The sequence below is a fragment of the Nitrospira marina genome (genome assembly GCF_059568365.1).
Map to the genome: position 1 here is coordinate 3,008,777 of NZ_JCANTH010000001.1, position 20,892 is coordinate 3,029,668.

19 protein-coding genes are annotated in these 20,892 nt (G+C 50.6%); 6 read left to right on the plus strand and 13 right to left on the minus strand.

Annotation, left to right across the window (positions count from 1 at the left end; all coding sequences use genetic code 11):
* Positions 1 to 33: 33 nt before the first annotated feature.
* The 7 genes from LX98_RS12705 to LX98_RS12735 form a co-directional block, all read right to left on the minus strand.
* Positions 34 to 1,278: a DUF1015 family protein gene (locus tag LX98_RS12705; RefSeq protein WP_496429251.1), complete on the minus strand. Its 1,245-nt coding sequence runs from the start codon at positions 1,276 to 1,278 to the stop codon at positions 34 to 36.
* A gap of 176 nt (positions 1,279 to 1,454) precedes the next feature.
* On the minus strand, positions 1,455 to 2,207 hold the full coding sequence (locus tag LX98_RS12710) for a cytochrome c biogenesis protein CcdA (protein ID WP_496429252.1): 753 nt from the start codon (positions 2,205 to 2,207) through the stop codon (positions 1,455 to 1,457).
* 46 nt (positions 2,208 to 2,253) lie between these two features.
* Positions 2,254 to 2,847, minus strand: coding sequence for a redoxin domain-containing protein (locus LX98_RS12715; RefSeq protein ID WP_496429253.1), 594 nt, complete (start codon positions 2,845 to 2,847; stop codon positions 2,254 to 2,256).
* Positions 2,848 to 2,856: 9 nt separating this feature from the next.
* On the minus strand, positions 2,857 to 3,333 hold the full coding sequence (locus tag LX98_RS12720; protein WP_496429254.1) for a DsrE family protein: 477 nt from the start codon (positions 3,331 to 3,333) through the stop codon (positions 2,857 to 2,859).
* Positions 3,334 to 3,744: 411 nt separating this feature from the next.
* Positions 3,745 to 4,404, minus strand: a complete 660-nt coding sequence (locus tag LX98_RS12725) for a response regulator (protein WP_496429255.1) — start codon at positions 4,402 to 4,404, stop codon at positions 3,745 to 3,747.
* Positions 4,391 to 5,833 (minus strand): ATP-binding protein, encoded by a 1,443-nt coding sequence (locus tag LX98_RS12730; protein WP_496429256.1) that lies wholly within the window; start codon positions 5,831 to 5,833, stop codon positions 4,391 to 4,393. Before LX98_RS12730 ends, LX98_RS12725 begins: the two co-directional genes overlap by 14 nt.
* A gap of 349 nt (positions 5,834 to 6,182) precedes the next feature.
* A complete protein-coding gene (locus tag LX98_RS12735; protein WP_496429257.1) occupies positions 6,183 to 8,009 on the minus strand; it encodes a sigma 54-interacting transcriptional regulator in 1,827 nt (608 codons plus the stop codon).
* A 299-nt stretch (positions 8,010 to 8,308) separates the two neighbouring features.
* Here LX98_RS12735 and LX98_RS12740 point away from each other — a divergent pair, with 299 nt between their 5' ends.
* A complete protein-coding gene (locus LX98_RS12740) occupies positions 8,309 to 9,286 on the plus strand; it encodes a multicopper oxidase domain-containing protein (RefSeq protein WP_496429258.1) in 978 nt (325 codons plus the stop codon).
* A 225-nt stretch (positions 9,287 to 9,511) separates the two neighbouring features.
* Here LX98_RS12740 and LX98_RS12745 read toward each other — a convergent pair whose 3' ends face one another.
* Positions 9,512 to 9,871, minus strand: a complete 360-nt coding sequence (locus LX98_RS12745) for a hypothetical protein (protein ID WP_312640047.1) — start codon at positions 9,869 to 9,871, stop codon at positions 9,512 to 9,514.
* 225 nt (positions 9,872 to 10,096) lie between these two features.
* On the opposite strand from LX98_RS12745, the gene LX98_RS12750 reads away from it, so the two are divergent.
* Complete coding sequence (locus tag LX98_RS12750; RefSeq protein ID WP_496429259.1) at positions 10,097 to 10,534, plus strand: DUF454 family protein; 438 nt, start codon at positions 10,097 to 10,099, stop codon at positions 10,532 to 10,534.
* Here LX98_RS12750 and elbB read toward each other — a convergent pair.
* The gene (elbB, locus tag LX98_RS12755; protein ID WP_496429260.1) at positions 10,466 to 11,122 is read right to left on the minus strand and encodes an isoprenoid biosynthesis glyoxalase ElbB; all 657 of its coding nucleotides are present in this window, start codon (positions 11,120 to 11,122) and stop codon (positions 10,466 to 10,468) included. The two genes, LX98_RS12750 and elbB, sit on opposite strands and share 69 nt — an antisense overlap.
* Positions 11,123 to 11,619: 497 nt before the next feature.
* Here elbB and LX98_RS12760 point away from each other — a divergent pair, with 497 nt between their 5' ends.
* The 3 genes from LX98_RS12760 (at position 11,620) to LX98_RS12770 (ending at position 13,882) form a co-directional block, all read left to right on the plus strand.
* Positions 11,620 to 11,946, plus strand: a complete 327-nt coding sequence (locus LX98_RS12760) for a DUF898 family protein (RefSeq protein ID WP_496429261.1) — start codon at positions 11,620 to 11,622, stop codon at positions 11,944 to 11,946.
* Positions 11,947 to 11,962: 16 nt separating this feature from the next.
* Positions 11,963 to 13,216, plus strand: a complete 1,254-nt coding sequence (locus LX98_RS12765) for a nucleotide disphospho-sugar-binding domain-containing protein (protein WP_496429262.1) — start codon at positions 11,963 to 11,965, stop codon at positions 13,214 to 13,216.
* Positions 13,217 to 13,348: 132 nt separating this feature from the next.
* The gene (locus tag LX98_RS12770) at positions 13,349 to 13,882 is read left to right on the plus strand and encodes a peptidylprolyl isomerase (protein WP_496429263.1); all 534 of its coding nucleotides are present in this window, start codon (positions 13,349 to 13,351) and stop codon (positions 13,880 to 13,882) included.
* A gap of 224 nt (positions 13,883 to 14,106) precedes the next feature.
* Here the strand turns inward: LX98_RS12770 and amrB are convergent, their stop codons facing one another.
* Complete coding sequence (gene amrB, locus LX98_RS12775; RefSeq protein WP_496429264.1) at positions 14,107 to 15,375, minus strand: AmmeMemoRadiSam system protein B; 1,269 nt, start codon at positions 15,373 to 15,375, stop codon at positions 14,107 to 14,109.
* Positions 15,376 to 15,724: 349 nt separating this feature from the next.
* Between amrB and LX98_RS12780 the strand changes: the two genes are divergently transcribed.
* A complete protein-coding gene (locus tag LX98_RS12780) occupies positions 15,725 to 15,925 on the plus strand; it encodes a hypothetical protein (RefSeq protein ID WP_496429265.1) in 201 nt (66 codons plus the stop codon).
* Between the two features lie 516 nt (positions 15,926 to 16,441).
* Here LX98_RS12780 and LX98_RS12785 read toward each other — a convergent pair.
* The 3 genes from LX98_RS12785 to LX98_RS12795 form a co-directional block, all read right to left on the minus strand.
* Positions 16,442 to 18,100, minus strand: a complete 1,659-nt coding sequence (locus tag LX98_RS12785; protein WP_496429266.1) for a thiamine pyrophosphate-binding protein — start codon at positions 18,098 to 18,100, stop codon at positions 16,442 to 16,444.
* A 287-nt stretch (positions 18,101 to 18,387) separates the two neighbouring features.
* A complete protein-coding gene (locus tag LX98_RS12790; protein WP_496429267.1) occupies positions 18,388 to 19,446 on the minus strand; it encodes a hypothetical protein in 1,059 nt (352 codons plus the stop codon).
* Positions 19,447 to 19,867: 421 nt separating this feature from the next.
* The gene (locus tag LX98_RS12795; RefSeq protein ID WP_496429268.1) at positions 19,868 to 20,854 is read right to left on the minus strand and encodes a dipeptide ABC transporter ATP-binding protein; all 987 of its coding nucleotides are present in this window, start codon (positions 20,852 to 20,854) and stop codon (positions 19,868 to 19,870) included.
* Between the last annotated feature and the right edge of the window lie 38 nt (positions 20,855 to 20,892).

A 20,892-nucleotide genomic window follows, 5' to 3' on the forward strand; every position in this document is an offset into this window, starting at 1 on the left:
GCCGACTTCACCCTACAAGAGTGCCATTTTTCTTTAGTCGCGTAACATGTGGATGAAGAGGCCATCGCGGAGCTTGGGTTCAAACCATGTGCTTTTGGGGGGCATGACGCGATCCGCATCCGCCACCGCCATCAATTCCTCAACCGTCGTCGGATACAACCAGAAGGCGACAGCCCAGTCCCCACTGTCCACCAACGCTGCAAGTTGTTGGGTGCCGCGAATACCGCCTACGAAATCTATGCGTGGATCTGACCGTTGGTCTTTGATGCCTAACAACGGATCCAAGACCCGTTCTGTCAGTTCTGAAACGGCTAGCGCACGCACCGGATCCTGCTGACTGTTCAACGACGGATCCTTTTTGGGTTTCGCGCGATGCCATTGCCGTCCCAGATACATATCGAAACCGGCAGCAGGTGGATCCCCTGGTCGGGCGGTCACCTGCAATTCAAAGTGCGGAGCTAATTTCTCGAGTAACTCTTTTGGGGTGAGTCCATTCAAATCCCGAACAACCCGATTGTAGGGAAGGATTTGTAATTGATCATGTGGAAAGATAACTGCCAAAAAGCCTTCTTCGTGTTTTCCAGCGGGCAATGCGCTAGGGTTGCCGCGAGAAGCACGAACCCGACTTGCCGCAGCCGATCGATGATGCCCATCGGCGATATATAATGCTGGAAGATCTTGAAAGTTCTTCATAACTTCTTGAATGGCGGATGGATCTCGCACACTCCAGACCGTATGTTCAATTTTGTCCTCAGCGACAAAATATACATCCGGCTTCGTACTTGTCACCTGTTTCAACCACTGATCAATTTTGGCTGTCTGGCGAAAGAAAAGCAGAACCGGACCCGATTGGGATTCATGGGTTTCAATAATCCGCACCCGATCGGCTTCCTTGACCGGCCTCGTATATTCGTGCTTCTTGATGATGCCCCGGTCATATTCGTCGACGGATGCCAATGCCACAATGCCGGTTTGCTCATGCTGGCCCCACTTTTGCCGGTAGACCCCGAAGAGTGGTTGTGATTCTTGAGCCAAGACGCCATCGTTGATGAGCTTCCGGAGATTGTCAGCCCCTCTTTGATAGACCTCAGCCGAATACGGGTCGACGCCCTCACCAAACTCAAGTTCTGCCCGACCAATGCGAAGGAAGCAATAGGGATTTCCATCCGCTAAATCACGCGCCTCTTGCAAGGAGACCACATCATAGGGAGGGGCCGCCACTTGACTGGCTATTTCAGATTTGGGCCTCACGGCTCGAAACGGCGCAATTATCGCCATACGATTCTTCTCCTTTTTAAATGGATGCTCGAAAGTTGAACCACTGCTAATGTCCGCGGAGCCGGACCTCGCGTTCATCTGTCGCAAGGGTAAACGATATTATTGTGGCCAGGCAACGTATTTACGTAAATTGGCAGGAAAGGAATTGAAAACGAGAGACGGCAGCCAAGGAGAATCTATTGGCCGATGTACCATCCAATACGCGAGCGTTCCAAATAGCTCGTCAGGAGAAAGAATGAATTGGTATAGAGGAGACCGCCGACTGCCACCAGTAACAATCCACTCAGGATGGAGAGCGGTCTAATATAGTTCCGGATCTGTCGGAAATGGGTTAAGAACCGATCGAGCCATACAGCAGTGACAAGCAGGGGAAGTCCAAGCCCAATTGAGTAGAACACGAGGAGGGCCAGTCCATCAGCAGCGGTATCCCTGGTGCCGGCATACAAAAAGATAGCCGCGAGTATCGGACCCACGCAGGGGGTCCAGCCTGCGGCAAAGGTGGCCCCGATGAGAAACGAGCCCAGATAGCCTACCGGGCGATTCTGGAAATGGAGCCGGCGTTCTTGAGACAAGAAACTAAAATTGGACAGCCCCAACACATACAGACCAAACAGGACAATCAGCCCTCCTCCGATCTTTCGCAGATGGTCCTGATAATTCATCAGCCATTGGCCGAACAAACCGGCTGAGAAGCCAAACGCGATGAAGACGACGGAAAAGCCCCCGATCAACCATAACGAATTGAACATAATCGTTTTGCGAATCCTGTGGGGTGCCGATGAATCGCGAAGTTGGTCAATGGAAAGTCCCGTGATATAGGAGAGGTAGGACGGCACCAGAGGAAGCACACAAGGGGAAACCACTGACAAGAGCCCGGCTCCAAACGCCCCCGACAAGGTCACCTGAGAAATGTATATGCCGGACTCCATCGTACGTGTTCTATACCTGGCGAATCGATTCGTCCCGGCTTAACATTTATGGATTCAAACTCTCAAGAAACTTCTGGTACTGAGGATTCTGGTTGATCCCTGCACCACGGTGGGCAAGGATCATTTCCCCTTCTGCGTTCATCACCACGAATGTCGGGGTGACATTAACACCGAAACCCTGCGCCACCTCATTTTCCTGATCATAGGCGGTGGGAAAGATAAAGGTGTCCGTATTGGCTGAGACATACTCCTCCACATGGGCCAGACTGTCCGAGAAGGCCACCGTCAAAACCTGGAGTTGGTCCGGTTTGTTTCCCTGATAAAATTTCGCGAGAATCGGCAATTCCATTTGGCAATACCGACACCATGGCGCCCAAAAAACAATGAGGGTGGGCCGACCCTTTAAAGAAGCTTTGCTGTAGGTGTGCCCGTCTAATGCCTGGAGCTGAAATTCCGGAGCCGGCACGGATGAAGCGGCGGTAGCTGCCAGGGCTCCAAAAAGCAGACTCAAACCAACCATCACAAACCCGGCCACCCCGCCTCTGATTGTCCCGAACCACCGTCCCCGGTGGGAGCCTGGAAGGCTCCCACTGGAGGCGGCATTTTCTTCTCTCATCAAGATATAGAATCTCATCCGCATATTTTCTCCTTACGGTTTGATATACACATATCCTGCGCGTTGAAGATCGGCAATCCGCTTGACGGCTACCGGATGCTCGGTGGGTATGAACCCCGCTACTAATTTCTCCAGCGGTGTCCCATACAGTTTCATTGAGACCTGACACATTTCAGCCTTGATCCCTTTGTCAATCACCGCCTTCAATTTATCTTTCAACTCCTGATCGACCGTATCGCTTTCAAATAACTTCAAGGCCGGACCATGCACAACCAGCACCAGGTCAATCTTATCCGGTCCGCCTTCGGCTTCGATGTGTTTGTTAATTAAGGCCATCGTGTATTTGGCAAGAGCCGGGTCGTTACTATTTAGGTGATACACCACTTTCACTGTGTCCTGGCCCGATGTCTTATCTGCCTGAACCAAACCGGGACTCAGAATAAGTCCGTACACACAAGCAAACACCAGTGCCGAGAGCGTCAGGAATGGTTTAGAAATGCAATTGAGCATCACAGCCTCCTTGGATTGAACAGTGGATGAGAACAGGCTCCGTTTGGGAGTCTTCATCGTCTGAGGCTATTGTGTATGAATTGAGAGGAAAGCGGTAGGTGCGGACACCAGAAGTCGGGCAACTATTATTCCCGTATGCGAATAGGGGTAAATGCCCCCTAATGAGAGTATTGAAAAATCATGCCCTGAGTCCCACCGAAGGGACCCCTCTATGGGACTGTTGAATATTGTAAAAATTTTGCCGTTTCATCAACTTAGGAGTCACCGAGGATCACCAAAACAAATAGTGGAGTGTTCAAAAAGGCGCGTCCAGCAAGGCCCCAGCCGCTTGGACGAGCGGAGCGTACCGAGGAGTACGTGAGCACGGTCAAGGGGCGAGAACGCCGCTGGCGGCATTTTTCAACACTCCCTCTATGGGGTGAATCTGCGGACGAACTCTGCCGCAGCTTGAGAGCGGCGGGTCACCTGAAGTTTCTGGAAAATATTTTCAAGGTAATGGCCGACAGTTTTATCGCTCAGGTTGAGTGCTACGGCAATTTCCTTATTGGTTTTTCCTTCGGCCACCAGTGTTAACACCTTCATTTCCTGAGGAGCCAAGGATTCTTTCTTGCCGTCAGGGGAAGGGATGGAGAAATGCTGCAACTTGGTGAGCACCCGTTCTGTGGTGGCAGGATCGAGGATGGATTGCCCCTCAGCTACTGTTTGTACCGCTCGGACTAATTCTTCTCCGCTGATTTCTTTCAACAGAAAGCCTTTCGCCCCTGCCATGATGGTAGCCATCACCGCTTGGTCGTCGGCAAAGGGCGTCAAGAACAACACCCGGGTTTCAGGAGAGGCATTCCGAATCTCACGACAGGCGTCGATACCGCTCCCGTCCGGCAGACGGACATCCATGAGTACCACATCGGGATGAAGCCGGTCGGCTTCTGAGACCGCCGCAGCTTTGGTCCCTGCTTCACCAACGACCTGAATGCTCTCTGTTTCGGTAAAGAGGGTTTTCAGGCCTAGGCGAAGCACCTCATGATCATCGACCAGTAAGAGACGGATGGTGTTTGTCTTACGCCTGGGCATGGCTTCCTTTCTTGGCAATCTCAAAAATAACTCGAGTCCCACGGTGAGGTTTCGACCACACCTGAAAATGCGCTCCCAGGCGCTTCGCGCGTGCGGCCATATTTTTTAATCCGTGAACCCCCTCATACGTATTCTCAGGGTCAAAGCCCAGACCATTGTCCGTCACTTCAAGACACACGGTCCCTTCCCGCGCCTGAAGGGACACCGTGCCTGACGTGGCGTGTGAATGCCGCACGCTGTTGCTAATGGATTCTTTCACCACAAACAGCAGGTGGGTGGCTTCCTCCGGCGTGAGCAAATCGGCCGCCTCCTGATCAATCTGCAGATGGAAGGCCAGGTTCTGGGCTTTTTGCACCGTATGCACAAGCGTGCGCATCTCTTCTACCCATTGCTGTCCATTCAGGCATTCTGGTTCAAGACCATTAATATGTCGGCGCAGGTCTTGAATTACAAACTTGAGTTCCATCAAGACATCACTGATCCCGGTGAGGGCTTCTTTGGGATGCTGTGGAATGAGCCGTTGACACCGTTCCAAATTCAGCCTCAGCGCAAATGTCGATTGAATGACGCCGTCATGTAGATCCTGGGCCATACGTTCCCGGTCTTCCAAGACTGCCCGGAGCTGTTGTTCACTGCGACGACTGGCCTGTTCAGCATGTTTGGTCTGGATCAATGATGTCCGTAAATCAGAGATCGTGGCCAGATACCCTCTCCCGACATACCCCAGGACTAAAAAATACGCCATCAACCGCAGGAAATGCCAAAACCACCATCGACTGTCCCAGATCACGGAATAGGTAAACATCAATTCCGCAAACCCGAACATAAGGGCCAATGAGGCAAACAGGATATCTTCCGATCGACCCGAGGTTCGATAATCCAAAAAGAACCGAAGCGATCCGGCAAAAAACAACATACTCGCAAAACTTTTGGGAGCAACGGCGGTTGGCGTGAATGCCCCTTCACGAACCATTGCCGGTAAATATTGCGGAAATCCAATCGTCCATAAGCCAAGGGCAAGGGCTCCACCGGTCATCACCCACGGCATCCATTTAATCGTAGTATGATGTTTTCCCGTTGCAGAGAGCCACATCAGCCCGAATCCCAAACCTCCCAACAAGCTCGCAAGGCTCCGCAATAATACGAATCCATTCCCTGGTACTGATATCGCATGAAAGATTTCAAGAATACCCATCCCGAGAAAGCCACCGGCGAGGGGAAAGAATTTCTGCTTGGTATGGTCAGTGGTTCTTTGAAGTAGGACAATTCCCATGGAAATGGCGGCCAATCCACCGACAGTTTCCAATGTGGAATGGAGGGGCTCATGGGCCCAACGCCACCCAGGCAACACCTCCGGAAGGACGACGCCCATTATCAACGCGGCCATACCGTATCCACCAATGACCAGATAAATCGAGTATGGTTTCATATGTCCGGTTTCCGGATGTATCTTCCCAGCCACCGTTAAGCTTTGTCTAGCCGAGACAACACAGGCCAATCATCGTCTGTTGGATGTGCGGTCAGAGATCAGACACGCGACTCCACTTCTCAAATGTGAAGATTGACCATCGACGTGAGGTAGAGGAATTTTACGATCTTGATGCGTAGGGACTCGAAGACTGGTGTCTATTCCTGAGATTACCAGCGCCTTGGGGAGAACATGCCGTTCTGAACGAATTCCTTATACTCTCTGTGGGTCCAGTGAAGACTACTCAGAGATGTGAGGGGTAAGGCGGGGCCATCTGCAGCAACGACGTTCCGACATTCACCTTGCGTGTTCACCTTCCCTTCACAATTCCCATTTTTTTGATGCGGGCAACCAACGTCGTGGGTTTAATACCAAGTCGTTCTGCCGCGCCGCCTTTTCCATAAATTCTCCATCCTGCCTGTTCAAGTGCCGCCACGATATTTTCCCGTTCCCGAAGACGCATTTCCCGTTCCGTCATCACACTCCGTGCCATGAGGGAAGCATGTGACTCCTGAGGCTGCAAAGAAGCTCGTCCTCCTCCCGGCTGAGGGATATCGAATGCTAATCCCTGTCGTTCGGAAAGAATCAGACCCCGCTCAATGACGTTTTGCAACTCCCGAACATTTCCCGGCCAGTTATAACGCTGCAATTGACCCAGCAGGGCTTTCGTCAGTTTCGGTTGCGCACAGTGAAGCTTCTTTGATGTAACCCCGAGAAGATACTCGGCTAAGAGCGGAATATCTTCTTTCCGTTCACGAAGCGGGGCCATTTCAAGCGGGAAAACATTGAGGCGATAATACAGATCCTGCCGGAAGCGACCGTTTTCCACTTCCTGTTTTAAGTCCTTGTTGGTCGCGGCGATCACTCTGACGTCCACATGACGAGTGCGTTCCTCGCCCACGCGTTCAAATTGCTGCTCCTGCAGGACTCGTAGGAATTTGCTTTGGAGGTCCAGGGGAATTTCGCCGACCTCATCCAGAAACAAGGTTCCCCCATCCGCCGCGCCAAATCGCCCGGCCCGATCTTTGACCGCGCCGGTAAAGGCCCCTTTCACGTGACCAAAAAACTCACTTTCAAACAGGTCCCGAGGAATGGAGGCACAATTCACGCGGATTAACGGCCGGTCTTTCCGTTGACTGCGTTTATGAATTTCCCTGGCAACCAATTCTTTCCCGGTTCCGGATTCACCGAGAATCAGCACAGTGGCCTCCGTGGGTGCCACGAGAGCGATTTGACGGATCACGTTGTGTAGGGCTGGACTCTGGCCTACGAGATCCCCGAAGGCTCCGGCTTCGAGGACTTCTTCCTGTAGGTACCGGTTTTCCGCTTGCAAGCGGTTTTGTCGTTCCAGGAGGGCTTCGGCCTGTTTACGCCCGCTAATATCGACCAGAAATCCTTGATACCACTGCACCGCTCCTTCCGCGTTGCGAATCACACGGGCATTTTCTGAAATCCAAATTGGTGTTCCGTCCGCCCGATAGACCTGCGACTCAAAATCCGTGATGACATCCTGGTGCTCCAGCAACCGGCAAAACTCCTCCCGCTTCGTTGGCTCGACATAGAGTTGGGAACCGATATCCTGGACGGTTTCCATCAGGGCTTGAGGGGAGTCGTACCCCAACAAATGACTTAGAGCCGTGTTGGCATTGAGGAAGGCACCGGCAGGTGTCGCCTGGTAGATCCCTTCCACAGCCTGATTAAAGATGGCGCGATACTTTTCTTCCGATCGCTGAAGGGCTTCTTCGGCTTCTTTTCGTTGAGAAATATCTCGAATGATTCCGCTGAAAAAGAGGCGCTCTTCTTCTTTCCAGGCCGAAAGCGTGAGTTCGAGGGGGAATTCTTCTCCGTTTCTTCGCAAACCACTCAGTTCCACGGTCTCTCCGAGAATTCGCGTTTCTCCCCTGGTGCTGTATCGTTCAAGCCCGGCTTGATGCGCCTGTCGGTAGCGATCAGGCATAAGCATGATGAGCGGCTGGCCGACGGTCTCCTCGCTTTCATAGCCGAAGATGTCTTTGGCCCCCTTATTCCAAAACAGGATGGTCCCTGATTGATCTGCGATAATGATGGCATCGTGCGATGACTGGGCTACGGCCCGAAATCGCATCTCCGCCAGATAACTGCCATTGGTATTGCTCATCAGGTCTATTGTCCCTCTAGGAGTGTTGAAAAGGGAAAAACAGGCAGAATTTGGTGTTCCTCTCACATTAAACAATATATTGCTGCCATACAGCAAAATATTGGTGTTAAACAAAATATTGTTGCAAACTCATTGAAATACATGCAATTAATTACTTAAAAATCAATATCTTATACTTTACTGACGTTTGGCACAGTATCTGCTTGAAACATCAAGAAGGACATGTTGCATCTGTTGGCAAATATAGCCAGCCATCTCTCGCATTAATTACATTTATGTTTGTTGGAAAGGATGGAAGAATGAAGAATCGACATTCAGGCCGGATAGGGTTGGGAATTGCGCTAGTAGCAATGACCGGAAGTCTTTTCACATTTGCCTCACAAGTCGAGGCTAAAAAGGTGAAGGTGGAACTCACCGCCGTAGAAACGGAAGTCATCATTGACGGTAAAGGCACCACTTATAAAGCATGGACCTTTAACGGTCAGATTCCGGGTCCCGTCGTCCGCGTGACCGAGGGTGACCAGGTGCATTTCATCCTCAAAAACCACGAGAACAATAGTCGCCCACATTCCATGGACTTTCATGCAGCGGAAACGGATTTCCTCGCGAATTATCGTGACGTAAACCCCGGAGAGTCTCTGGAATATGTCTGGGAAGCGAAACGGCCAGGAGTCTTTGCCTATCACTGCGGCGCATTTCCGATGATTCAACATATTGCCCGCGGCATGTTCGGGGCCGTCATTGTGGATCCCAAAGATGCGAGTGCGATGCCAAAGGCTGACCGGGAATATGTGCTGGTGCAATCGGAGTTATTCACAAAAGATCCTGATGACGTCGCGGCGATGATGGACGCGAAAAATGACCATGTCGTCTTCAACGGCGGGGTATTTAAGTATGATCCCGTTCATGCAGCAAAGGGAGGAGAGTTCCTCACCGCCAAGCCGGGTGACCGGGTACGATTTTACTTCGTCAACATCGGGCCGAATAATTTTTCCTCACTTCATCCGATTGCAGAAATTTGGGACGATGTCTGGCCCAGCGGAAACCCCGCCAACCGCATGCAAGGGATCCAAACCCAGGTGATCGGCGCGGCGGATGGAGCGATTCTGGATGTCGTCGTGGAACAAAAAGGGGTCTATCCGATCGTAACCCACTCTCTGAAAGATGCGCTCACGGGAGCCATTGCTCTTCTTGAAGTAAGCGATGAAGCCAAGGATCTGGCTCTGATGCCTTCGGTGGGTCCCCGAGCCACGGAAAAAATTGCCCAAAATAAGTAAAAGGCATCTTTCTTGACCCGCCTATCGCTTCGTGGGAGGCATGCTTATCGCCTCCCACGAAGAACCGTGTTCTCCCCCACCCTCCATTCACGATCCTCGAGTATTTCCGCCAGAATGCCCGTGACCTTTTAAGCGATCCTCAAGAACGCTACTCCAAAATGACCCGTACGTTTTCTTTCCAGCTGCCTTTTGGCCTCTAGACCCGGAGAGAACTTCTTGCATTTTTCAGTTCTCCATCATCTCGAGCCTGGTATCGAACTCATGCCCGCATTGGACACATCGGATACAATCGGATTCCACCAACGGTTCGTCATCCCGGATACCCATTCCCCCACAATCAGGGCATCGGGCTAAATGGACCTTTTGATCGTCGACGGTTTCGAATTGCGTTCCGTGGAGACAATACACCGGTTGCCCATCAAGAGCCCATGGCTTCCCCGCCTTATCAATAACCGGCAGGACCAGATAATGTTGCGCCACATAGGCCTCCTGCTCGGTTCGTGTCGGAAGACCGTCTTGAACAAGTTTGCCGGTCTTGACCTCGTAAAGTGCACCGTCTTTGGGAATGACTTTTGTAGGTCCCATCTTCACCTCCTTTACATGTGAACACACCGTTTTGAAATCAGGTTGCCACTTGCGACGACAACTCGTGTTGTAGTCATACAAGCGCAGCAAAGTCATCGTTGACAGACCATCACGTTCATCCCAAATGCATCTGTCAATTTTTCGCGTAATGAGGCCGATAACATTCACAATGAATCACAAGAAATTTTCGCCAGTCATGACTCATTCCCATTAGGGTTCATAAGCATGCCAGCCTGGCCCGTACGACTTATTCTGCTGGTTATAGGGTGGGCCAGTCTTGCTCTCGGGATTTTGGGGTTATTTTTTCCACTCCTGCCCACCATGCCATTTGTCCTGCTTGCCGCCTCGTGCTTCTCCAAAAGTTCTCCTCGCATCAATTCATGGCTGCTCAGTCAACCCCTGTTGGGCCCGATGATACAAAATTGGCACCATGAAGGCAGTATCAATCAGAACACGAAAGTCACGGCAACGGTTTTCATGCTTGGACTTTTCGGATGCTCCCTCCTGATTTTTCCTTTTTCGGCTTTCTTGACAATTTTTCTGGTCTGCATTGGGAGCGGAGTTTTACTGTTTATCTGGACTCGACCCCTGCCGTCAGGCCATCTTAATCAATTCCGCAATCGCCCCACTGACACCGGCAAAAATCTGGTGGGGCCTGGCTGATCCATACATATAGGCAGGCGTGGTGATGACTTTATTACTGTGATCCACGACATATTGTTCCACCGCGCAATTCTGATGTTTGGCACCGGTTTTTTCTAACTCAGACGCGGTTCCGGCGTCTTCTCCAATGGTCACATTGACGCCTTTTGTTCCCAAAGCCAATGCCATGATAGCCGGCGCGATACAAATGGCCGCGATAGGTTTATGGCTCTCACTAAATTCTTTCACGATTCTGGCCACCTGTGGATCAATGTTCCCACCGCTTCCCTTTTCTCCAAAATCACAGAGATGCAACGCGGCTCCAAAACCTCCAGGAAAGGCCAAAGCATCGAAATCCTTCGCCTTGAGTTGTTCTAATGGCTGAATCTCGCCGCGAGCAATACGAGCGGCCTCCTGCAAGACATTTCGTTTCTGTCCGGTGGGTTTTTGAGTGAGGTGATTCGTTTCCGCAACCTCTTTATTCGGGGCAAACACCTCATATGTTGCTCCGTTTTGGCCGATGGCAATGAGCGTGCTAATGGCTTCGGTAATTTCAGCTCCATCTAAAAACCCACAACCTGAAAGAATCACAGCTACTTTTTTCATCATTTCCTCCTTTTCCCTGAAGACCAAAGAAAGGACAGCCCTCCCAAACCCGTCTGTCCCGGTATTTCGTCATAAGTGTTACGCTAGTATGACTCCGGGATGAAGGTCAATCTCTAGATTTTCTGAAATGCTCTTCCGGTTCCGTGGCCTCCCCTTTTTGGGATGCTCTCACAGCAAATACCGCTTCCTCTCAGCTCTCAGCCCGCCCGCAGAAAAATCTTAAGTGGGAGTGTTGAAAAATGCCGCCACCGGCGTTCTCGCCCCTTGGCCGTGCTCACGTACTCCTCCGTACGCTCCGCTCGTCCAAGCGGCTGCGGCCTTGCTGGACGCGCCTTTTTGAACACTCCACTATTTTTCTCTGGTGAGCCTCGTTGACTCCTAAGCTGATGAAGCGGCGAACTTTTTACAATATTCAACAGTCCCTATGTATATATTTATTCACCAACAAACCTTCCCATGGTAGGCTGTGGGGAATTCTCCACATTTTTATGAGGGAGCCTATGAATCATCAGCATTTTGATTTTCGCGGCACGGGATTCAGTTGTTTATGGTTATTTATCTGGACGTGGGTGTTGACCGTGATCACCTTTGGCTTATTTTTTCCGTGGGCCTATTCCGCTCAGCAGCGCTGGATTTCAGAACACACCTTCATCGGGAATCGCCAACTCGTCTTTCACGGAACGGGATTAGGCTTTTTTGGGACCTGGCTCCTGATCATGGTGCTCACGATTATCACCTTCGGACTCTATATGCCTTGGGGCTTTTGCCGGTTGAAACGGTGGCAGACGAATAACCTCGCATTTGCAGGCGAGAAATTCCAAGGGTAACTCCAGGTCAACCTCAATGACGATTCTTATTCTGGCTGTGGGGAGTTACGGGGATGTCCTGCCCCTGGTGGGGATGGCCAGAGAACTCCAGCAACGCGGGCATAGAGTCACAATCTTCACCAGTGCCCATTTCCAAGAACTGGTTCACAAAGCGGGAGTCGCGTTTATCGCGTTGGGAACGGCCGATGACTATGAGGCGATAGCCAACAATCCTGATTTGTGGCATCCCCACAAAGGCTGGCGGCTCCTCATGAAACAGATCGTCTCGAGCGCCTTGGAAGAAACCTATTCGCTCCTCAAGTCAAAAATCATTCAGGGAAACACCCTGCTGATTAGTTCCACTCTGGGGTTTGCCGCTCGCCTTCTTCAAGAAACCCACCACATTCCTCACGCCACCGTCCATTTTTCACCAGGTGTCTTCCACTCGGCCCACCAAGCTCCCAAAATCCCCGGCCTGACTCTTCCGGATTGGTTGCCCGTTGCATTCAAAGACGGCATGTGGAAATTTCTCGATCACACGTTCATCGATCCTATCGTGAAACCCCAACTCAATGATTTTCGCCGTCAGCTCGGCCTGCCACCAGTTTCTCGGATCTTCCACAACTGGCTGCATTCACCCGATCTGGTCCTGGGTCTGTTTCCTGAGTGGTTTGCTTCCCCTCAACCTGACTGGCCTCCGAAAACCCATGTCACCGGCTTTCCCCTCTATGATGAAGCTCCGGACAGTGTCCTTCCCGCAACCGTACAGGATTTTTTGGATGCACACCCGGAGCCCCTCATCTATACCGTTGGCTCGGCCAATAAACATGGCCGATCTTTTTTCAAGGAGGCGGCCGAAGCCAGCCAGGAACTGGGACGGCCGGCGATTTTTCTGACCCGATACCCCGAACAACTTCCTCCGTATCTCCCGAAGGGGATCACGCACTTTTCCTATGTGCCCCTCAGCCAACTCCTCCTGCATGGGGCGGCCCTCATCCACCATGGAGGCATCGGCACCTGTTCCCAGGCCTTACGAGCAGGCACCCCACAAGTGATTCAACCCCTGGCGTTTGACCAATTTGATAATGCCGCTCGGGTTGAAAAATTAGGGGTGGGCAGGATCATTCGTAAACGAAGGTTCAAAGCTTCCACCATTGCCACGGGGATCCGGACCCTGCTCAGTTCTTCTGATGTGAAAAGGCAGTGCCAGAGCTTACAGCACTCTTTTCCGGGAGAAGACCACCTTGGAAAAAGTTGCGATCTGCTCGAAACGACATTCCAAATGATGTGACGTTTTCAGAGCCATACCATGCCTGAGGTGCTGACATTGTCTCTTGTCAACACATATTTCTGTGTGTCCCCTCAACGCAAATGTCCGTGATGCTTGATGAACTTTGCGATCCCTTGGTAGAGTGCCAGAACTGTGACGACACCATCTCCCTTACAATTCAAAAAGAAAAATCCCAAGGCCATTATCTCCACAAAATTCGGGGATATAGAAATCCGCTTTTTTACGGACGACGCGCCCCGACATGTGGAAAGTTTCCTCAATCTCGTCAGGCTGAAATTCTACGATGACACGACATTTCACCGGGTCGTGCCGAAATTTCTGATCCAGGGTGGAGACCCATTGAGCAAACATCCTGACCGGGAACTCCATGGCACCGGGGGACCGGGGTTTAGCCTCCCGTCCGAACCGAGTGATCGACCTCACCGTCGCGGGACGGTTGCCATGGCCAAAGTTCCACGAAATCCCGATGCCACCAGGGATATCTCCGATAGCGGATCGCAGTTCTATATCATCGTTGAAGACACCAGCAGTCTTGATCGCATGTACACGGTATTTGGCAGGGTGGTGAAAGGTATGGAGGTGGTGGATCAGATTGCCGCCTTGCCATGCGACAGCCGGGACAATCCGTTGGAACCGGTAACAATGAAGATCAGAGCAGAAGAATAGCCCTTAAGCGGAGTGTTGAATAATACTAATCTCCGAGGGCAAAACATGCACAGTCATACGGCCCCTTGGAAGATTCGGGTCTGTTCCAAAAAGCATGCCCTGAGTCTTCCCGAAGGGTCCGTCCAGCAAAGGCCACAGCCATTTTTTCGCGCGGAGCGTATGTGCAATACGTGAGCACGGAAAAATGGGGAGAACGCCGCTGGCGGCTTTTTTCAACAGACCCGTTAGACAAACACGATACTGGCGTAAGTCACCGTCGAATTGAACTGATCGGTAATACCCCGATCATAGCGTAGCACCTGCCCTTTAAAATCCTCCTCATCACGCTTGAGCAGTTTCATCAGGGAAAAAATGACCCCAAATCCTAAAATGCGCCGCTGATTTCCCTCTTTCAAGATAAATTCTGCAAACCCTTCCGGGTCCGCTTCTTCCACCTTCTTCAACATTTCCAGATCAATCTGCATACATCGGTGAAATGAAAAATCAGTGGGAGGCGTTTTGTCTCCATAGCGAATCCCGATATGCGCCAAATTGGCGCTGCCAATGACACATACCTGTTGCCCGCTGGCCTGGATCGCACGTTTAGTAATCGTGAGAAATTGATCAATGCGGTGAAAAAGCTGTTGATACTCGCCACCTGTCAATGTCTCCGGAGGAAAATCAACGAGAATAGGTACAATGGAAACCTCCCGCCCTTCACCCAGCGCATGCTTAAGAAATGGCAGTTGCAACTCCAGGCTATGCTCTCGAAGATGGGCAATATCCTCCACAAAAAAAGTTTCACCGGTTTCTTTGCGGATTAAGTCGATAATCGCACGATTGACCGGCACGGTCCCAAACGGCGTTTCAAAATCCTTATCCGTAAAGGCAATTCCCCCTTCGAGACCGGCGTGGCAGGTGCCGATCAACACCAACACATCCGGGACCTGGCCTTCCCGTAATTCCTGATAGCCCCACGCGTAAATGGGCCCTGCACCTTTTAATTCAAAATTCGGGGCGACAAGACCTTTAATCGTCTGACCGGCACATTCCGCTTTCCCTTTTTCCGGACCTTCTTTGGAGGAATAAAACCCATCGATCTGCGCTCGCAATTTAGCCGGATCGGATTCATATTGCTGCCCGTCGAACGCCATCGGTCTCGATTCAAGCTTTCTATAGGCCTCAAAGGCTTCCGCTTGCACCTGCTTCAGTCGCTCCCCTTCCAAAAACAATTTCTCGTCCAGATCGCTCACCAATTTTGTGAGGCGATCCGGCATCATAAATTCACCATACTTCTTGAGATACTCGGCCCCAACCTGTTCCAGGGAATGTTCTCCATCAAAAAACTGAAACAGATAGAAAAAATTCAGCGGCAATACCAGCTTTTCAGAAGACAGACCGGAAGGGTCCCACAACACAATGTATTGCTCTTCCCCCTGCTTCAGCGGGGAATATTGCAAATTCCGGAGAATCGGGTAGTTTCTGGAATCTTTTTCGACGGTCTCGGTACTCATAAGAAGGGTCCTATCCTGGCTGAAAGGAAAAATTTGTCTCAAACGAGCCCATTATACGGGCGCATGAATCAAGCCCGCAACCAATCAGGACAAGGGTTTTTGATGAATATCGTGAAAGCGAAAAATGAAAGGGGTTTACAAAGAATTGTGAGACGAGAGTCCCCGTGAGCTACGTGCAAAGGTAGCTAAGGGATAACCAGCGATTCCATAGGTTTCATTTGGTGGAAATATTAAAATAGCAAGGCCTAGCAAACCCGAATGGCCCGTAGAAGCTACCATTATGCGATGATCGATAGCTGACAGCAGCCATGTCTCTTGATATACTTTTTCTATATTGCGGGGTATTTAAATGAGTAAGGTTGAATCGATTGAACAACAGATAAGGACTCTCTCGCCGGAGGAACTGGCCAAATTTCGTGCATGGTATGCCTCATTTGATGCCCAGGCCTGGGATGATCAGTTTACCGCTGATGTCGAGGCGGGAAAACTTGATTCCATCGCTGAGCGAAATATTCTCGCCCACAAAGCTGGACAATCAACCAAGTTTTGAATCACTACGCCTCTCCTGAATTTTGGTCTTGCTATCGGTCTCTTCCTTCTCCCATTCAGGTACTTGCTGATAAGGCTTTTGAGCAGCTAAAGACTAACCCGCGTCATCCCTCTCTGCAATTCAAAAAAGTCACTCGTTGTTAGTCAGCTCGAGTAGGTATACACTATCGCGTGCTTGGCGTTGACGTTTCGGATGGGGTCCTGTGGTTTTGGATTGGAATTCACGCCGACTATGACAAACTTCTTCGTTAGCCCTTCAATATTTCAACTTTGAACAAATATATCTCCCTTCTCCTCGGACATGGCACGGGTAAGAGGGCATTAACAGTCCAACGTTAAACGACACGTCAGTGAATCTCGCAGGGGAACGGTTTGGTGCTATGATCTTTAGAAGATCCAAAAGAGGCACCCCGCTTGAATCTTGAAAGCAGCTCCGTTCACGAGGAAAACTAAGCCAAATTCTTTAAAAAATTTTCCTAGTGTGGCGCTCATAGCAGATCAAAGTTAAAAAGGAATCTCAGGTCTTTTGTCCTGCCATCCGTTTGGCCAGTCTTTGGGCGACTCGCTTCATGGCAGTGGAACGGTCACGAGGATCAAGCAGCACATTCAGTACATGGACTTGCTTCGGATCACCAACGGCAAGGTTCAAAGCTTGGACTAAGTCTCCAAACGTGCCCACTCGATGGCCCACACCTCCACCCAACACATCACAAATCTTCTCGTACTGCCATTCATGGATGTCATTGAACGGACCTTCGAGAATTTCCCTTTCCGTCCCATAGCCGCGGTTATTCAGCACCACCACAATGGGGGCCTGCCCATAGCGAATACAGGTGGACAATTCAGTACCGGTCATTTGGAATGCGCCATCACCTACTAATACAAGGGGCCTCAGTCCGGGATCAGCAAACCCCGCACCGAGAGCGGCCGGGACACTAAATCCCATGGAGGTGTAATAGGCCGGAGACAGGAAATCCGCACTTTTTCGTACACGCAGATCCGCCGCGGCAAACAGCGACTCCCCCACATCGGCAATCACCACCGTCTTCTCGTTGAGCAAACCATCCAAATATCCGAACACATTGCGAAGGGTCACTGCCGCTTCCGGACCAGGTGGGTCAAAACGAACACTATCACGTGGCGGGAGCGCTCGTGCAGGGAACGACGGCAAGGGGGACGCCACCAGGGCTTGAATAAAATCTTCAAAACGGACGTCTTCATATTTATGATGCTTGATCGCAATGGAGTCCGCCGTCGCATGAACGGTCCGGCCTGCCGCCAGGAGCGTGGCATGCGCTTTGACATCCTCAACATCGGTGAGCAATGTTCCTAATGTCAGTAGACAGTCGGCATTTTCCACGAATTCCAGAATTTCTTCCCGCCCCACCAGGCCGCCGTACACCCCGATATTCAATGGATGGTCTTCGCGAAGGACGGACTTCCCAAGCAAGGTCGTGGCGATGGGCACATTCATATGCTCGACCAGTTCGGTCAATTGGTCCTGAAGACCGAATCGATGAATTTCGGCGCCGGCCAGAATAACCGGACGTTCGGCACCGGACAGAATGCTGCGAACTTCTGCAACGGCTTCTTTGAGTGCCGCCGGATCACTCTGGCAGGCCGTGACTGTCGGTGGTTTGGTTGAGGCCGCCTGCACGGGAGTCATCACGAGGTCTCGTGGAATCTCCAAATAGATGGGCCGCTTGAATTGCATTAAGGCCTTCAAGGCGCGGTCAATCTCCCGTTCGGCAGTATGAGGGTCGTCCAACACGACGGAAGCCACCGTAATTTTTTCAAAGACATCACGCTGGGTCGAGAAATCGCGGACCATGTGGTGAAGGAAGGGATTATTGACTCGTTCATTCAGGCCGGGTGAGCCGGAGATCAACACCACCGGCGACCGCTCGGCATAGGCACAGGCAACGGCATTGACCATATTCAACCCACCCACGCAATAGGTCACACATGCGCCGCCGATTCCATGTATGCGCGCATAGGCATCCGCCGCAAAGCCCGCACAATCTTCCCGGGTCGTTCCGATGTGCCGGATAGGCGATTCTTCGATGAGCTTAAAGAGCGTCAAAACATAATCGCCGGGAATGCCGAAAATATGGTGCAGCCCCAGCTTGTACAGACGGTCCAGCAGAAGAGTGCCAATGGTGTAGGAATCAGTCATTATGTAACCATCCTCATAATCATTATATCGGAATGTGCCCTAACAAAAAGAGGCGCGGACAATACGTACTTGTTCAGACCCAAACAAAAATGAAACTCTAAGAATATTTTGTGAAAACTGAGATTTCACCATTCAGAGACTGGACAAATACGGGATGTCTCGATGAGGCCCTACTCAGATTGTCATCCTGAGCCGGCGGCGAAGGATCTGTGCCCAAGTGTAGAAGCCAGTGCTCGACAGGTAGTCTATTCAGCCGACCATGCTTCTTCCGCATTTCTCTTGTTGGCCTAATTACCAAAGTTTGCGGATCCCATAGGAGGGCGCATGTCTTTTCTGATAATTTGGTCAAATGAGAAAAGGCTCGTTATATTTTCCTTGCAATTCAAAAATGATTCATTGAGGAAAAACAACATCCTATAATTACTTATAGGCACCCCTTTATCGTTCCTCCTTAATGCAATTGAACCAACGAGTCTTTCATTAAATGGGTGCTCTTCAAACAGGCCATCCGACTTTCTCTCCCAACTATGATGGCCTGCCCGAAGCCTCTCAAATTCTGTACCGAATAAGGCCTCGCAAATGTCAATATCTTTTTGAGATTCAGAGTCCATTGCAACGATATTGATGGTTTTTTCATTGGCACTCCAATCAAACGCTCCAGTTGCATTCCGAACGCTTTGCTTGATTTGTTCTTTGGCAAGCCCAGTTTGGTCAACCATATCAATGTCACCGGAAACACCCAAAGACAAATGAGATAAAGATTTTCTGTTGGGAAGCCAAAATTCCAATTTTGCTTTTGGCGATGCTTCATTTCCGAAGATAAACTCTTCGCCTTCAGGAGCCGTATTCGCTACATTCGAAATATAAGCAATAAGAGCTGGAATGTCACTTCGGGAAAAATCTTCCGCAAGGTTGCAGCCAAACAATTTACTAATTTTGATTGCCGATATCTGCCTCTCAATTTCTTCAATAATTTTTGCCTGCCTGTTCTCTCTTTCTAATCTCGATAAGTTTTTTATTTGAATCCAATATGTAATGGCATTTTTAGTTATTTTAAAATCTGGTGGTCGTTGCAACCCCTCTGTTGGTTCATAGGAGATAGATACGCTGGGATCGAACACCGAAACCATTGAAACGGCAAAATTGTGCTCAACAAGTGTGTCCCAAACGCTTGTGCGACACTCAATAAGTCTTCGATTCAATTCGGTGAGCCCTCGCTGTTCCAACAGAATTATGTTTCTTGATAAATCTCTTATGTCTTCATCAGTGGCTTCATATCGTGTTCCTTCGAATATTTTTCGGGAGACGATCAATGAATTTGATTCTGAAATTGGTGAGTCTGTCATTTCTTAGATGGGTCGGCCAAATATTGATTACACAGATAGGAATAACATGAAAAACGTCCTGGAATTTTCTGTTTGATTGTCGTCTTGATTCACAAACTAGTCAACGCTATCCAGCGCATAGCGACGGTGTGGGATACGGAATGGCATAGTTCCATCATAAGTGCGAAAGGGTGAATCACTAGGTCAGCGAATAGGGTGAACGTCGCACACCTTTCCCTCCAAGATTCAGAAAAAAAAGTGTGGGCCCACGCTTGGCCCTGGCTCTGCACCTGGGCACAGATCCTTCGCCGTGGGCTCAGGATGACCCGGTGAGTAAAGCCTAACAGAATGTTCACGGGTTCGTTCAATAGCTGAACAGACAAATTGAATTTTTTACAAAACGCGTGCTCATTAGACCCGCAACGCTTGTGTCCGAAGTTGCTTAAGGATACAGGTGACACCAGACCTGATGGCCTTTTTCGGGAGGACCGATTTGAGTCAATTTTGGTTCCACTGTTTTGCAGACATCCATGACTTCGGGACAGCGGGGATGGAACCGGCATCCGGCTGGAGGATTTAAGGGCGAGGGGACATCGCCGGGAAGGATAATGCGTTTGGGTGGTGCTGTTGGATCGGGAACCGGATTGGCCGAGAGCAGGGCCTGTGTGTAGGGATGCTTGGGGGAGGCAAAGAGATCTTCAGCCGGAGCGACTTCTGCGAACTTGCCCACATACATGACCGCAATCCGGTCGGCAAGATATTGGACCACATTGAGATCATGGGTTATGAACAAATACGAAAGATGGAATTCCTGCTGGAGATCGCGAAGCAAGTTCAGAATTTGCGCTTGAATGGACACATCCAATGCCGATACTGCTTCATCACAGACAATGAATTTTGGATTGAGTGCGAGAGCACGGGCAATGCCAACCCGCTGACGTTGGCCGCCTGAGAATTCATGGGGATACCGTGACTGATGCTCGGGCCGCAACCCCACACGAACAAACAACTGATTCACTTGATCCTGCAGGTCCTGCCCTTTGGCGATCTCATGGATCTTGAGCGGCTCCGACACAATGGCCCCGATGGTCATGCGTGGATTGAGTGAGCTATACGGGTCCTGAAAAATGATTTGCATCCGGCGACGTGTCTGCCGTAACTCCTTCGAAGAGAGTGCCAACACATCCCTTCCCTCGAAGGTTACTGTTCCCGCAGTCGGCTCCATGAGCCGGAGAATACTTCGTCCCACCGTGGTTTTGCCGCAACCCGACTCCCCGACCAGGCCCAACGTTTCCCCCTGTTTCAGGTGGAAAGTGACATCGTCGACCGCCTGGACCCATGCGGATACACGGGAAAAAAGCCCGCTCCGAACGGGGAAATATTTCTTTAATCCTGTGACTTGGAGTAGGGATGTCGTGGATTCGGTCATCAGTAACAACGAAATCTTAAAGTGGGATAAAAAATTCT